The following is a 14,863-nucleotide window of genomic DNA, read 5'->3' on the forward strand; positions in this document are numbered from 1 at the left end:
GGCTTGGCCTGCTCGGCCGCGTTGCGCTTCTCCCAGGCGTCGCCCGCGCGGGTACGGCGTACCGACGGCGTCGGGCCCTCCGCGAGCAGGTGGTGCGGGGCGGCGTAGGTGATCTCGACGGTCACCACGTCACCGGGGCGCACGTCCTCGTCCGGCTGCGTGAAGTGCACCAGGCGGTTGTCGGGGGCGCGCCCGGACAACCGGTGGGTGGCGCCGTCCTTGCGGCCCTCGCCCTCGGCGACCATGACCTCCAGGGTGCGGCCGACCTGCTTCTTGTTCTCCTCCCAGGAGATCTCCTCCTGGAGGGCGACCAGGCGCATGTAGCGGTCCTGGACGACCTCCTTGGGGATCTGCCCCTCCATCTCGGCGGCCGGGGTGCCGGGCCGCTTGGAGTACTGGAAGGTGAAGGCGTTCGCGAAGCGGGCCTCGCGCACCGCGTGCATCGTCTGCTGGAAGTCCTCCTCCGTCTCACCGGGGAAGCCCACGATGATGTCGGTGGAGATCGCGGCGTGCGGGATCGCGGCGCGGACCTTCTCGATGATCCCGAGGAAACGCTCCTGCCGGTAGGACCGGCGCATCGCCTTGAGGATCGGGTCGGAGCCGGACTGCATCGGCATGTGCAGCTGGGGCATCACGTTCGGGGTCTCGGCCATGGCCGCGATCACGTCGTCGGTGAAGTCGCGCGGGTGCGGGGAGGTGAAGCGGACCCGCTCCAGGCCCTCGATCTGCCCGCAGGCGCGCAGCAGCTTGCTGAAGGCCTCGCGGTCGCCGAGGTCGGAACCGTACGCGTTCACGTTCTGGCCGAGCAGGGTGATCTCGCAGACGCCCTCGGCGACCAGCGCCTCGACCTCGGCGAGGATGTCGCCGGGACGGCGGTCCTCCTCCTTGCCGCGCAGCGCCGGGACGATGCAGAAGGTGCACGTGTTGTTGCAGCCGACGGAGATCGAGACCCAGGCGGCGTACGCGGACTCGCGGCGGGTCGGCAGCGTGGAGGGGAAGGCCTCCAGCGACTCGGCGATCTCGACCTGCGCCTCTTCCTGGACGCGGGCGCGCTCCAGCAGGACGGGCAGCTTGCCGATGTTGTGCGTGCCGAAGACCACGTCGACCCAGGGGGCCCGCTTGACGATGGTGTCGCGGTCCTTCTGCGCGAGGCAGCCGCCGACGGCGATCTGCATGCCGGGGCGCTTGGTCTTCATCGGGGCGAGGCGGCCGAGGTTGCCGTAGAGCTTGTTGTCGGCGTTCTCGCGGACGGCGCAGGTGTTGAAGACGACGACGTCGGCATCGCCGTCGGAGCCCTCGGGCGCGCGGACGTAGCCCGCGTCCTCCAGCAGACCGGAGAGTCGCTCGGAGTCGTGCACGTTCATCTGGCACCCGTAGGTGCGCACCTCGTAAGTTCCCTTAAGGTCCACTGCCGGGCTCCGGTCGCTGCTGCTGGTCATGCGACAAGGGTAGGCGGTACCCGGGAGACCTCTTTCCCCCGTGCGGTCCGCCCGCCGGAAGGCGGCGGTCCGGGGCGGGCGGGACCGCCGTGACAGGACGCCGGGCGGGTGGCAGGATCGCCGCCATGCCCCTCGTTTCCTCCCGGATCACCCGGCGCCGCGTCATCGCGGCCCTCGTCGCCGTGCTGGCGGTGCTCGCGGGGCTGCTGTGGTGGGTGAAGCCCTTCGGGGAGCCGGAGGTGACGGGCGAGCTGACCTTCAGCACGGGTGTCCGTACGGGCGTCTACCACCGTTACGGGCAGCTGCTGGAGCAGGCCCTCGCCCAGGACCTGCCCGGCGTCAAGGTCCGGCTGGAGCCCAGCGAGGGCTCGCAGCAGAACCTCCAGCGGGTGGCCGCCGGTGAGGCGGACTTCACGGTGGCGACGGCGGACGCGGTGTCCAAGTACCGGCTGGACGGCAAGCCGGGCGCGTCGCGGCTGCGCGGGGTCGCCCGGCTCTACGACGACTACGTGCAGCTCGTGGTGCCCGCCGGTTCCCCGGTGCAGTCGGCGCGCGACCTGCGCGGCAAGCGGGTCGCGGTGGGCCAGGACGGTTCGGGGGTGCGGCTGATCTCGGACCGGCTGCTGGCGGCGGCGAAGCTGGACCCGAAGCAGGACATCACCCCGGTCTCGATCGGCATCGACACCATGCCGGCGGAGCTGGAGGCGGGCCGGATCGACGCCTTCTTCTGGTCGGGCGGGCTGCCGACGAACGCGGTGCGCGAGCTGTCGGAGCGGTTCGAGATCCGGCTGGTGCAGCTGGGCGACCTGGTGGAACGGCTCCAGGGCAGCGGGAGCCCGGCCCGGTACTACCGCGCGGCGGTGATGCCGCAGGACGCGTACGCGCGGGCCCGCAACACCTCCTCGGTGGCCACGCTGGCGGTGCCGAACCTGCTGGTGACCCGCGAGGACACCGGGGCGCGGCTGACGGAGCAGTTCACGCGGACGGTGATCGGGAGCCGCGACCGGATCGGGCACGAGGTGCACGCGGCGCAGCTGGTGGACCTGCGGACGGCGATCTACACGGACCCGCTGGACCTGCACGAGGGGGCCCGGCAGTACTACCGCTCGGTCAAGCCGTAGCGCGGCCGCCCGCGGGTCAGGCCGTGGGCGCGCCCGGCAGCAGCATCATCGCGGCGGCGGCCGCGCCGATCAGCCCGGCGTGGGTGCCGAGGGCGGCCGGGACGACCTGGAGGTCCTGGACGAAGGACAGGGTCGCGTACGAGGCCAGGTGCCGCCGGATCGGTTCGAAGAGGGTGTCCCCGCTGGCGGCGACCCCGCCCCCGATGACGGCGATGTCGGTCTCGACCAGGGTCGCGGTGGCCGCGATGGCGGCCGCCAGGGCGCGGCCGGCCCGGTCGAAGGCGGCCAGCGCGACCGGGTCCCCGGATTCGGCGGAGGCGGCGACGCCCGCCGCCGTGGGGTCGGGGCCGGTCCAGCCCTGGGCGAGGGCCCAGCGGGCGATGGCGGTGCCCGAGGCGAGGGATTCGACGCAGCCGCGGCTTCCGCAGACGCAGGGCTCACCGTCGAAGGCGACGCTGATGTGGCCGATGTGACCGGCGTTGCCGGTGGGGCCGGGGTGGAGCTGGTTGTTCAGGATCAGGCCGCCGCCGACGCCGGTGGAGACCACCATGCACAGGGCGTTCGCGTGGCCCCGGGCCGCGCCGAGCCAGTGTTCGGCCGCCGTCATGGCCACCCCGTCGCCCGCCAGGACCGCCGGGATCCGGGCGCCGCGCGCGTGCAGCTCGGCGGTGATCCGGGCCTGCACGGGGAAGCCCCGCCAGGCGCCGATGTTGACCGGGCTCACCGTGCCCCGCGAGGCGTCGACCGGGCCCGCGCTGCCGATGCCGCAGCGGACGGCCTGGTCCCACAGCGGGGCTCCGGACAGGTCCGCGATGACCTCGCCGACCGCCGCCATGACCTCTTCGGCGTCGGCGGAGCGCGGGGTGGGGCGCCGGGTGGCGGCGGTCATGGTGCCGTCGGGGTGGACCAGCGCCCCGGCGATCTTCGTCCCGCCGATGTCGATCGCCACGGTCGGACCGGCGACCGCGGCGGCGGTGCGCGGCGCGGGGAAGGCTGAGGTGGGGGTGGTCACGGTGGGCGCTCCTGAGAGGGGTCGGATTTCAGTATGCGGCCGGTGGCGGGGCCGTACTCTCGCGGGGTTCGAGCCGGGGCAGCTCGCTCTCCCGGGCCCGGGGCGGGGCTCCGGCGAGGACGGCGAGGAGTTCCTCGGCCGCGAGCCGGCCGAATCCGGCGGTGTCGCGGACCAGGGCGGTCAGCCGGGGGTGGGTGACCCGGCAGAGAGCCGAGTCGTCCCAGGCCACGATGGAGAGCCGGCCGGGCACGGGGATGCCCAGCTCGGCGGCGACGGCGCTGCCGGCCACCGCCATCACGTCGTTGTCGTAGATCAGCGCGGTGGGCGGCCCGGGCTCGGCGAGGACCCGGCGGGTGGCGGCGGCGCCCTCGGTGTCGGAGTAGTCGGTGGTGACGGAGCGCACCTGTGCGGCGGGGAGTCCGAGCCGCTCGGCCTCGGCGCGCAGCGAGGCGATGCGGCGGGCGGTGTGGGAGAGCCCGGGCAGGCCCGCGATGTGGGTGATCCGGCGGTGGCCGAGTCCGTGGAGGTGGTCCAGGACCTCGGTCATGGCGCGGGTGTCGTCGGCCCAGACGCAGGACACGGACGCGTCCGCGGCGCCCGGCGGCGTACCGGTGCCGCCTATCAGGACGGCGGGCAGGCCCAGTTCGGCGAGGAGCTCCGGGCGCGGGTCGCGGGTGCGCGGGTCGACGACGAGGACCCCGTCCACCCGGCGTTCGGCCCACCAGCGACGGTAGACGGCGCATTCGGCGTCGATGTCCTCGACCACCTGGAAGAGCAGGGCGGTCCGTCCGGCGGAGAGCACCTCCTGGATGCCGGAGACGAGCTGGAGGAAGAAGGATTCGACGCCGAGGGTGTGCGCGGGGCGGGCCAGGACCAGCCCGACGGCGCCGGAGCGTTCGCCGGACAGGGCGCGGGCGGCGCTGTTGGGCTGCCAGCCGAGTTCCTCGGCGACCCGGCGGATCCGGCCGCGGGTGTGCTCCGAGACGCCGGGGCGGCCGTTCAGGGCGAAGGAGACGGCGCTCTGCGACACCCCGGCCCGGCGGGCGATGTCCTTGATGGTGGGTCTGCGGGCCATGCCTGCCTCATCCCTCGGTGACGTGGACTGCGATGGGCGGACCGTACGCGATCCAGCCCTGACAGGCCGCCTTGACCGCCAGCCAGTGGCTCCCTGGGGCGGTGGTGAGGGGCGGCGCGATCTCGAAGGCCGGCTCGGCGGGGCGGTCCGGATCCACGCGCAGGGGCTGCGCGGCGGGGCCGGCGAGCTGCCAGGTGCCGTACGGGGAGGCGAGGTACGCGGTGCCGGTGAGGGGGCTGCGGATCCCGGTGCTGCCGACGCGGACCCGTACGCGGACCCGCCCGCCCGGGGCCACGCGGACTTCGGCCTGCGGGGCCTCGACCCACAGCGCCGGGACGGGGCCGCCGGGGACGGTCACGGTGAGGGCGTCCTCGAACTCCCCCTCGGGGGTGGCGGCCAGGACCCGGACCAGGTGCCGGCCGGGGGCGGCGCCCGGGTCGGGCTCCACGGTGAGGGGGACGCGGGCGTGGCCGCCGGGCGGGAGGTCCAGGGTGCGGCGGGTCCAGGCGGGCCGCCAGCCGTCGGGGGCGCGGACCTCCAGGGCGACGGGCCCGGCGGCGGCCCCGTGCGCGGCCACGGTGACCGTGGCGTCGGCGGGGGTGCCCCGGCAGGTCACCGTGAAGGGGGCGTCGCCGAGGGGGGCCGTGCCGGTGTTGTGGAGCCAGTAGCGGCTGAACACCGGCTGGACCGGCTCCCGTTCGCCCTCGCGCGGCGGCATCCCGGAGGCGGTGGGGAGCAGCAGGGTGGTGGTCACGGCGCCGGCGAGGCGCCCCCCGAAGGACCGCAGCGGCCGGTCCAGCGGATCGGCCTCGACGACGGGGGCGGCGGGCCGTTCGGGTGCGGGGTGGGCGAGTTCGGGGGTGGCCGGGCGGCCGTGGGATTCGCGGAGGCGGACGGTGAGGCGGGTGCCGTCTTCGGACCGTTTCACCGCCTCCACGAGGACCCGGTCGGCCGGTTCGACGGTGAGGAGGGAGCGGGCGGGCGGGCGCGGCCCGGCGCCGGGGGCGGCCGTCACGGCGGTGAGGGGTTTGTTGAACTCCCGCCCCCGGCGCGGCAGATCGGCCTCGCGCCAGTCGCCGGGGGCGGCCACCAGGGCGTGCTCGAAGGTGTGGGTCCAGTGCTGGAGCTGGAAGGAGCTGCCGTCGGGGGCGGTGCGGCGCGGAGGGTCCATCCACTCCCCGCTGGGGCGGCCGGTGCAGGAGCGCAGCAGGGTGCTGTGCAGGCGGCCCCGGGTGTCGACGGCGAAGCTGGGCGTCCCCCGCACGAGCACCCCGACCGTCCGCCGCCCGTACGCCGCCTCGCCCGCCTCCGCCGCCACACCGGCGGGCGGGGCGTGCAGGCGGCCCGTGGCGGCCACTTCCGCGGCCAGTTCCGCCGCCAGTTCCGCCACCGGCCCCGCGAGGGCGAGGACCGGGAGGTCGCGCGGGCCGGTCAGGTCGCAGCCGGGCAGCCACAGGTCCCGCAGCGGTGCCCGGGCGGGGATCCAGGCCCGCGCGTGTTCCCGTAGCGCCCGCCCGTACGCGGGGTCCGCCGAGGCCAGCACCGCCGCCGTGAAGGGGTTCTCGCCGGGGCCGCCGAGCGCGATGCGGAAGTCCGGCAGGCTGCTGTCCACCGCCAGGTCCCCCCAGCGCGGCCCGCCGGGCCGGGTCGGCGTGGCGGTGACCCCGAGGCGGCCCAGCGCGGTGACCAACTCCCGCAGGCCCGCCGGAGTTCCCCCCTCCGGCAGCACGATCTCGCACGCCCCCAGCGCCCGGCCCTCCCCCGGGCCGGTGATCGGCGCCGACAGCGCGAACCAGTTCAGGCAGGCGCTGTCCAGGGTCCACGGGGCCCGGGTGTGGTCGGCCCCGGCGTCCGCCTCGGGGAAGGCGAAGCCGCGTCCGACGACGGCGGCGGCGGTCTCCGCGACCGGCAGCGCCCCCGGCACGTCGGCGGGGATCCGCAGCCGCAGCAGCCGGTCGCCCCCGTCGAAGTCCACGCGGGCGGTGAGCTCGACCCGGTCCAGCGCGTCCCACAGGGTGGTCACGCGGGTCCAGCGGACGGGACCGGTACGGCCCTCGGCGACGATCCGCGCGCCCAGCGGCCCCCGCTCCACCCGGCAGGACGCGGCCGGCGCGCCGCCCGAACCGGTGCCGGGCCCCTTGGGCAGCAGGTGCCAGGGCCCCTCACCGAAGTACGGGTGCTGCGGGTACTCCTCCTGCACGACCAGCTCGTCCACCTCGCCGGGGGTCAGCACCTCCTGCCCGGTGGGCCGGTGGAGCAGCCGGGCGAGGCCGCCGCCGCGCTCCGGGTCGGCCTCGGCGCGGAAGTACCCGTTCTCGGCGGCGGTCCCCGGGGCGGGCTCCCAGCCACCGGAGAGCGGCCCCGGCGAGGCGGCGAACCACCAGGTGCGGTGGCCGAGCGGGGGCACGTCCCGGGCGAGGAAGGCCACCTCGGCGAGGTCCCCGCGGACGGCCTCCAGATGGACGGGCGCGTCGCACCCCTCGGCGTCGCGCACGCCCAGGCGCGCCGCCCCCTCCCCGGTCAGCCCCAGCGCGGCCAGGTCCACCCGGGTCCGCACCAGGTCGGTCCGGGTCCAGGAGAGCGGGTTGTGCACGGTCACGGCGAGCGGGCCGGGGCCCCGGGTGTCGGCCGCGCCGGTCAGTGCGGAGAGGGCCTCCTCCCGTACGGCGCCGGCCAGTTCGTGGGCCTCCCGCCAGGTGGGGAGGAGGTCCAGGTAGACCTGGTCGGAGAAGGTCCCGGTGACCGCGTCGTGGTGGGCGGCGTGCAGCAGGTGCCGCCAGGCCTTGGCGAGGGTACGGGCGGGGTAGGTCAGCAGGCCCTCGGCGCAGGCGAGCGCCGCGAACGCCTCGGCCTGTTCCAGGAGGTTCTCGGCGGCCCGGTGGGCCTGTTTCACATCGGCGTAGCTGACGTCCTTGCCGGTGTAGACGGGGCCCATCTCCCGGGTCACCGGCAGCGGCCGCTCCCCGCGCGCGGCGAGTTCGGCCCGGACGGCGTCGAAGTGGGCGCGCGGGCCGGAGTGTTCCACGCGCGGCCAGCGGTAGCGGCGGTTCCATGCGTGCTGGACGTCCAGGCCCCAGCGGTGCGGCCAGGAGAAGTCGGTGCCCATCGGGATCAGGACGTTGCGCGTGGCGGCCGCGGGGCGCAGCAGTTCGTACAGCTCCAGCAGCTGCTCGGCGGCGGCTTCGGCGTCGGGGGCCCGGTGGGAGGACCAGCCGGCGGAGTAGTGCGCGGGCAGGTAGTGCAGCAGCAGGCCTTCGCCACCGGGGGCGATCCACTCGTATTCGGCGGGCAGTTGCATGGCGGCGGGCGGGCGCAGTGCCTCGCCCCAGGTGTCCATCATCGGGCCCCACTGGTGGTGGGGCCCGCGGGCGAGGACGGCCGAGTCGAGTCCGCAGCCGGCCATCAGGGCGGGGAAGGAGGGGTCGTGGCCGAAGACGTCGAGCTGCCAGGCGGTGCGCGGGTCGGCGCCGAGGGTGCCGCGGTGCAGGGCCAGGCCGTGGACGGCGCTGCGGACGGTGGTCTCGGCGGAAGTGAGGGTGGTGGCGGGCTCGTTGTAGGTGCCGCCGACGATCTCCACGCGGCCCCCGGCGATCAGGGCGCGCAGTTCGGCGCGGTCCTCGGGGTGGGCGTCCCAGTACGGCTTGAGGTAGTCGACCTCGGAGAGGACGAAGCGGTACGCGGGATCGTCGCGCGCCTGCTGGAGGTGGAGCGGGACCAGGGTGAAGGCGGGCACGCCGGTGTACTCCCAGCCGTGCTCGGGCGCGCCCGGCTCGGGCGGGGCGTCCCACAGGGCGGTGTAGGCGGCCTGGGTGTTCCACCACAGGGGGTCGTAGTGGAAGTGCGGGACGAGGCGGACGGTCCAGCCGGGCTCGGCGACGGTGAGGGTGAACTCCCGCTCGGCCAGGGGCCGTCCGTCGGGGGTGGCGACGCGGGCGGTGGCGGGGATGAGGGTGCCGGGCGGCACGTCGGGGGTCCGGACGCCGACCTCGGCGGTGGATTCCGGCGCGGCGGAGCCGTCGGCGTGCTCCCCGGGGGTGTCGGCGCGCAGGAGGCGCGGATGCGGGGTGTGCAGTCCGGGGCCGTGGACCGTCACGTACAGGGGGCCGGCCGGGCGCTGCCGGCGGACGCGGATCCGTACGGCCTGCACCGGGGAGCCGGGCGGGCCGACGAAGAGGGCCGGGGTGGTCACGGAGGTGACCGAAATTCCGCTGTCCATTTCCGCACACTTCCTCGGGTGACCTCGCGCGACCTCACGCGACCTCACGCGACCTCGCAGGACGATTCGCTCAGCCCCGCTCGCTAAACCGCATTAGTTCATCCACCCTCGGCGCCTGGACCCCAACTGTCAACGGGACTGAAGCGCATAAGTTTCCGGAAATGGCCCTGTTGACTTTCCCCCGTGGGGCGCGGCAGGTTATGCGCATCCGGTGAATTCCCCTGAACTCCAGGACCTTTCATGCACCAGGCCCCCCGAACCCTCCGCTTCGGCGCGAATTACACCCCGACCCGGGGCTGGTTCCACCACTGGCTGGACTTCGACCTCGACGAGGTCCGGGCCGATCTGGACTCGATCGCCGCGCTCGGTCTGGACCACGTCCGGGTGTTCCCGCTGTGGCCGGTGTTCCAGCCGAACCGCACCCTGATCCGGCCGCGCGCGGTCGAACAGCTGGTCGCGCTCGCCGACGCGGCCGCCGAGCGCGGACTCGACGTCAACGTGGACGGCCTGCAAGGCCACTTGTCCAGTTTCGACTTCCTGCCCGCCTGGACCGGGACCTGGCACCGGCGCAGCATCTTCAGCGACCCGGACGTGGTGGCCGGGCAGGAGGAGTACCTGCGCACGCTGGCCGCCGCCCTCGCCGACCGGCCGAACTTCCTCGGCATGACCGTCGGCAACGAGATCAACCAGTTCTCCGACGCACCCCACCCCGACCCCGACCGGATCACCCCGGCGCAGGCGGCCCGCTGGCTGGAGCGGATGCTCGCCGCCTGCGAACGGGGCGCGCCGGGACGCCTCCACCTGCACGCGGAGTACGACGCCGCCTGGTACCGGGACGGGCACCCCTTCACCCCCGCCCAGGCGGCCCGGCTGGGCGGGGCCACCGCCGTGCACTCGTGGGTGTTCAACGGCACCGCACAGCGCCACGGCCGCACCGGGGCGGCGACCGAGCACCACGCCGCGTACCTGATCGAGCTGTCCAAGGCCTGGGCCCTCGACCCGCGCCGCCCGGTGTGGCTCCAGGAGGTGGGGGCGCCCGCCCCGCTGATCGGGCCCGCGCACGCGGCGGAGTTCACCGAGGCCACCCTGGCCGCCGCGCTGGACTGCCCCGGCCTGTGGGGCGTCACCTGGTGGTGCTCGCACGACGTGTCCCGGGAGCTCGCGGACTTCCCGGAGCTGGAGTACGGCCTCGGCCTGCTCACCAACGACCGCCGGACCAAGCCCGCCGGCGGCGTGGTCGCCCGGATCGCGGAGGCCTGGCGGGGCCGCGAGCACCGCCCCGCCGTACGGTCCACCGCGCTCGCGCTGGAGGGTGCGGACGGCGACGGGACGGCCGGGGAGACCCCGGGGCGGCGGTCGGCCTGCGCCCCGGGCGGCGCGTTCTTCGAGGCCTGGGCCGTACTGGCGGCCCGGGGCGTGCGCCCGGCGGTGGTCCTGGAGGAACACGCCGGGGACCCGGCCCGGCTGGCCGCCCGCGGCATCACCGAGGTGCTGCGCGTGCACGACGTGATCCGACCCCCTTCCCCCTCCTAGAGGAGCCCGCATGTCCGAGACCGGCAACGGCGCCGATCCTCGCACCTCCCCCATACCCCCCGCCTCCCGTGCCTCCGGCCCGACCGCCGACCCGACCGGCGCACCCCCCGCCGGTCCGACCCCCGGCCCGGCCCCCACACCCCCCGCCGGCCCCTCCCGCCGCGCGGTCCTCGCCGCGGGCGCCGCCGGAGCCGGAGCGGCCGCCCTGCCCGGAACGGCCTCCGCCGCCCCGCGCCCGATGGCCCCGAACCCGCCGGCCCCGCATCCCGCGGCAGCCCCGGTACCGCAGCGGGCCGCGCCCGCACCGACCCCGCCGCCCACCCTGGCCCCGTACGCCTCCTACTGGTTCCCCGACTCCCTCCCCCAGGGCACCCCGGGCCCCGGCATCGTGTGGCGTTCGCTCGCCGCCTGGACCCCCGAGGCCGACCCGGACCTGCCCCACAACACCGCGACCGTCCCGCTGGCCCCGCGCTTCACCCCCGTCCCGGCGAACCGCACCGCCCGCGCCGGCCAGGCACGCATCGCCTCGCTGGTCTCGTTCGGGCCGACCGCGCTCAACCCCTCCCAGGGCTCGGCGACCGCCGACTACTACGCCCTCACGCACTGGGCGTACCTCGACGAGCTGGTCTTCTGGGGCGGTTCCTCCGGCGAGGGCATCGTCCTCGCCCCGAACGCGCCCGTCGTCGACGCCGCGCACCGCAACGGCGTCCCGGTCCTCGGGAACGTCTTCCTGCCGCCCGTCGCCTACGGCGGCGACCTCCAGTGGACCCGGGACCTGGTCCGGCGGGACTCGGCGGGCCGTTTCCCGCTCGCGGAGAAGCTGGTCGAGGTGGCCCGTACGTACGGTTTCGACGGCTGGTTCGTGAATGCCGAGACGGACGGCGGCGACAGCGCGCTCGCCACCCGCATGCGGGAGTTCCTGCACGCCCTGCGGGCGGCCGGCGCCCCGCACGGTCTGCGGATCACCTGGTACGACGCGATGAACAGCACCGGCGGGGTGGGCTGGCAGGGCGCCCTGAACGCGCTCAACCAGGAGTTCTTCGAGGACCGTTCGGGGCGGGTCGCGGACAGCGTCTTCGTGGACTTCCGCTGGACCGCGCGGACCCTGGCGGACTCGGCCGCGCTCGCCGAACGGCTCGGGCGCTCCCGCCACGAGCTGTGGGCGGCCGTGGACACCGAGTCCCGCGGCTGGGACGCCGACGTCCCCTGGGACGCGATCGTGCCGCGCGACCGTGACCACGTCGTCAGCCTCGGCTTCTACCGTCCCGAGTGGACCCTGGGCCACCTCGCCGACCGCTCCCCCGGAGCCTTCCACCGGGCCGACGACCTGTTCTGGACGGGCGCCTCCCTGGACCCGGCCCGCCCGGCGCCCGAGCCCCCGTCGGGCTGGCGGGCCCCGGCGACGGCCGTGGCCGACCGGTCCACCGTGAGCGCGCTCCCCTTCGGCTGCTCCTTCAACACCGGGCACGGCCTGCGCTGGTACGAGGGCGGCGCGGTCACCTCCGACGCGCCCTGGAACCACCTCGGCCTCCAGGACCGCCTCCCGGGCCGCCGCTGGGCGGTGGACACGGCCGCGGACACCCCCGGGGAACGCCCCTCGGTGACCCTGGACTTCGCGGACGCCTGGCGCGGCGGCTCCAGCCTGCTCGTCGCCGGGACCCTCACCGCGCCCACCACCGTCGGCCTGCACGCCACCCGGCTGCCGCTGACCCGCACGGCGGTCGCGGAACTGGTCCACTCCGGCGGGGTCTCCGTCGAGTTCGGCGTCGCGACCCGCGAGGCGGCAGCCCCCGGCGAGCCGGTGCCGTACACCTGGCTGGCGGCCCCGTCGCGGAACGCCGCCCCCGGCTGGCACACCTCCCGGTTCCCCCTCGCGACGCTGGCCGGGAAGACCGCGTACGCCCTTGCCGTACGGATCACCGGGCGCGGGACATCAGCGGTGTCCTGGCGCCTCGGCGCCCTGACGGTACGCGACACCGCCCCCGGTCGGCCCCCGGCCCCGCCCACGCACCTGAAGCTGGCCGCCTCGGCCCGTCGGGGCCGGGAAGCCGAGCTCCGCCTGCGCTGGGACCGGGCAGCCGGGCCCGTCCGGCACTACGAGCTCCACCGCCTCCTCCCGGACGGCACCCGCCGCTTCCTCGCCGGCACCTGCGGGACCGCCCTCCACCTCCCCTCCGTCACCCGCGCGGGCCGGGAGCGCGCGGCCGCCTTCGAGCTGCGGGCCGTGGACGAGGCGTACGCCGTCTCCGCGCCGGCCCGCCTCGCCCTGCGCTGGTAGGCCGGTCAGCCGCTGTGGGGGTCGGTGCGCGGGACGGCCACCGTGACGCGCAGCCCGTGCGGCGGGTTCGTCCCGTAGGAGAGGGTCCCGCCGCCCGAGGCGAGCAGGGCCCGGGAGATGGACAGGCCGAGCCCGGAGCCCTTGACGTTCTGGTGGCGGCCGCTGCGCCAGAAGCGGTCGCCGACCCGCAGCAGCTCCTCCTCGGTCAGGCCGGGCCCCCGGTCGGCGACGACGACGAGCGCGCTGCGCCCCTCCGCGGTGACCGACACCTGCACCTCCTCGCCCTCCGGCGTGAACTTCAGGGCGTTGTCGATGACGGCGTCGAGGGCGCTGGACAGGGCGATGGGGTCGGCCCAGCCGGTCACGGCGGAGCGGCCCGTCTCGGTGAGCCGTACGCCCTTCTCCTCGGCGTACGGCCGCCAGGAAGCGACCCGCTCCGCGGCGAGCGCCCCGATGTCGGTGAGGCTGATCTCGGCGGAGGCGTGCTCGGCCAGCGCCAGGTCCAGCAGGTCGTCCAGGACCTGGGCGAGGCGCTTGCCCTCGGTGCGCACGGAGGCGATCTCCTCGTTGCCCTCGGGGAGTTCGAGGGCGAGGAGTTCGATCCGCAGGAGCAGCGCGGCGAGCGGGTTGCGCAGCTGGTGGGAGGCGTCCGCGACGAACGCCCGCTGCTGCTCCAGTACCTCTTCGACGTTGTCGGCCATCTCGTTGAACGAACGGGCCAGGCGGCGGAGTTCCGGGGGGCCGCCGGCGGCCGCGACGCGGGAGTTCATCCGGCCGGTGGCGATGCCGTGGGCGGCCGCGTCGAGGGTGCGCACCGGCTTGAGCACCCAGCTGGTGAGGCGCAGGGCGGCGCCGAAGGCGGCCAGCATGGCGGCGGCGAGCCCGGCGATGATGATCAGCCAGCCGCGGAGGATGTGGCCGCGCATCTGTTCGGTGGGTGATTCGGTGGCGACGACGGCGACCACGTCGCCGTCGAGGACGACCGGGGAGATGACGAGGAGCTTGCCGTGGGTCTGCCAGGGCCACACCTGGCCGGGGTCGTGGCTGCGGCGCCCGGCGAGGGCCTCTTCGAAGGCCTTGCGTCCCTCTCCGGACTCGGGGAGCTGCCACCAGCCGGGAGCGCGGACCATGGCGTTGTCGTCGCGGTAGAAGATGCCGACGCGGATGCCGTACAGCTCCTGGTAGCGGGCGAGTTCCAGCTGGAGCGTCTCGCGGCGCTCGTCGGCGCCGGTGGACCCGGAGCCCTCGGCGTCGATGACGAACTGGGCGAGGGCGGCGAAGCGGGCGCTGTCGTCGATCCGGTCGACGACCACCTTCTGCTGCTGGGCGGCGGCGAGGCTGACGGCGAGCGGGAAACCGAGCGCTAGCAGCACCCCCGCCATGAGGATGACGAGCAGCGGGAGCAGCCGGGTGCGCACGGCGGACCCCGCTAGGGCGCGGCCGGGGTGACGAGCCGGTAGCCCACCCCGCGGACGGTCTCGATGAGCGCGGGCATGCCCAGCTTGGACCGCAGCGAGGCGACGTGGACCTCGAGGGTGCGGCCGGTGCCCTCCCAGCTGGTCCGCCACACCTCGCTGATGATCTGCTCCCGGCGGAAGACGACGCCGGGCCGCTGCGAGAGCAGGGCCAGCAGGTCGAACTCCTTGCGGGTGAGCGGTACGTCGGTGCCGTTCACGCTGACGCGGCGGGTGGGCAGTTCGATGGCGACGGGGCCGAGCCGCACCAGGGCCGGGGATCCGGTGCCGGTCGCGGCGGCCTCCTCGGAGGCGCCGGTGCGGCGGGCCACGGCGTGGATGCGGGCGAGGAGTTCGCCGGTGTCGTAGGGCTTGACCACGTAGTCGTCGGCGCCCATGTTCAGGCCGTGGATGCGCGAGCGCACGTCGGCCCGGGCGGTGACCATGATGACCGGGGTGGCGGTGCGCTTGCGGATCTTGCCGCAGACCTCGTAGCCGTCCTGGTCGGGCAGGCCGAGGTCGAGCAGGATCACCCCGTACGGAGAGACGCCGGGCGGGGAACCGGCCGGCAGCAGCGCCTGCAGGGCCTCCTCGCCGTTGCGGGCGTGGGTCACCTGGAAGCCGTGGCGGGCGAGGATCGCCGACAGCGCGGCGGCGACGTGGTCGTCGTCCTCGACGAGCAGCAGCCTCATGGCGTCCTCCCTTCCTGACGGTCCCGGATTCGTGGTCATGCGC

9 protein-coding genes are annotated in these 14,863 nt (G+C 75.4%); 3 read left to right on the forward strand and 6 right to left on the reverse strand.

What is annotated here, in order from left to right:
* Window positions 1–1,439 (reverse strand): tRNA (N6-isopentenyl adenosine(37)-C2)-methylthiotransferase MiaB (miaB, locus tag ACFV0Q_RS03440; RefSeq protein WP_384999756.1); only part of this gene is annotated, 1,439 nt, incomplete at its 3' end.
* A gap of 125 nt (window positions 1,440–1,564) precedes the next feature.
* On the opposite strand from miaB, the gene ACFV0Q_RS03445 reads away from it, so the two are divergent.
* Window positions 1,565–2,560 carry a TAXI family TRAP transporter solute-binding subunit gene (locus tag ACFV0Q_RS03445; protein WP_384999759.1) on the forward strand — a complete coding sequence of 332 codons (996 nt, stop codon included), beginning with the start codon at window positions 1,565–1,567 and terminating at the stop codon, window positions 2,558–2,560.
* Window positions 2,561–2,576: 16 nt separating this feature from the next.
* On the opposite strand, the gene ACFV0Q_RS03450 is transcribed toward ACFV0Q_RS03445, so the two are convergent.
* The 3 genes from ACFV0Q_RS03450 to ACFV0Q_RS03460 form a co-directional block, all read right to left on the reverse strand.
* Window positions 2,577–3,509, reverse strand: coding sequence for an ROK family protein (locus ACFV0Q_RS03450; RefSeq protein ID WP_384999879.1), 933 nt, complete (start codon window positions 3,507–3,509; stop codon window positions 2,577–2,579).
* Window positions 3,510–3,600: 91 nt separating this feature from the next.
* The gene (locus ACFV0Q_RS03455) at window positions 3,601–4,647 is read right to left on the reverse strand and encodes a LacI family DNA-binding transcriptional regulator (protein ID WP_384999762.1); all 1,047 of its coding nucleotides are present in this window, start codon (window positions 4,645–4,647) and stop codon (window positions 3,601–3,603) included.
* 7 nt (window positions 4,648–4,654) lie between these two features.
* Window positions 4,655–8,863 (reverse strand): NEW3 domain-containing protein, encoded by a 4,209-nt coding sequence (locus ACFV0Q_RS03460; RefSeq protein ID WP_384999765.1) that lies wholly within the window; start codon window positions 8,861–8,863, stop codon window positions 4,655–4,657.
* A gap of 240 nt (window positions 8,864–9,103) precedes the next feature.
* On the opposite strand from ACFV0Q_RS03460, the gene ACFV0Q_RS03465 reads away from it, so the two are divergent.
* The gene (locus ACFV0Q_RS03465; protein WP_384999768.1) at window positions 9,104–10,396 is read left to right on the forward strand and encodes a glycosyl hydrolase; all 1,293 of its coding nucleotides are present in this window, start codon (window positions 9,104–9,106) and stop codon (window positions 10,394–10,396) included.
* A 10-nt stretch (window positions 10,397–10,406) separates the two neighbouring features.
* A complete protein-coding gene (locus tag ACFV0Q_RS03470; protein WP_384999771.1) occupies window positions 10,407–12,674 on the forward strand; it encodes an endo-beta-N-acetylglucosaminidase in 2,268 nt (755 codons plus the stop codon).
* A 5-nt stretch (window positions 12,675–12,679) separates the two neighbouring features.
* Here the strand turns inward: ACFV0Q_RS03470 and ACFV0Q_RS03475 are convergent, their stop codons facing one another.
* Window positions 12,680–14,092 (reverse strand): ATP-binding protein, encoded by a 1,413-nt coding sequence (locus ACFV0Q_RS03475; RefSeq protein ID WP_384999774.1) that lies wholly within the window; start codon window positions 14,090–14,092, stop codon window positions 12,680–12,682.
* 11 nt (window positions 14,093–14,103) lie between these two features.
* The gene (locus ACFV0Q_RS03480) at window positions 14,104–14,820 is read right to left on the reverse strand and encodes a response regulator transcription factor (RefSeq protein WP_384999777.1); all 717 of its coding nucleotides are present in this window, start codon (window positions 14,818–14,820) and stop codon (window positions 14,104–14,106) included.
* Window positions 14,821–14,863 lie beyond the last annotated feature (43 nt).

This window comes from Streptomyces sp. NPDC059564 (genome assembly GCF_042735575.1).
Taxonomy (GTDB): Bacteria; Actinomycetota; Actinomycetes; order Streptomycetales; family Streptomycetaceae; genus Streptomyces.

Coding starts and splice junctions, on each gene's coding strand:
- ACFV0Q_RS03445 (WP_384999759.1), top strand. CDS start 1,565: ATGCCCCTCGTTTCCTCCCGGATCACCCGGCGCCGCGTCATCGCGGCC.
- ACFV0Q_RS03455 (WP_384999762.1), bottom strand. CDS start 4,647: ATGGCCCGCAGACCCACCATCAAGGACATCGCCCGCCGGGCCGGGGTG.
- ACFV0Q_RS03460 (WP_384999765.1), bottom strand. CDS start 8,863: ATGGACAGCGGAATTTCGGTCACCTCCGTGACCACCCCGGCCCTCTTC.
- ACFV0Q_RS03465 (WP_384999768.1), top strand. CDS start 9,104: ATGCACCAGGCCCCCCGAACCCTCCGCTTCGGCGCGAATTACACCCCG.
- ACFV0Q_RS03470 (WP_384999771.1), top strand. CDS start 10,407: ATGTCCGAGACCGGCAACGGCGCCGATCCTCGCACCTCCCCCATACCC.
- ACFV0Q_RS03480 (WP_384999777.1), bottom strand. CDS start 14,820: ATGAGGCTGCTGCTCGTCGAGGACGACGACCACGTCGCCGCCGCGCTG.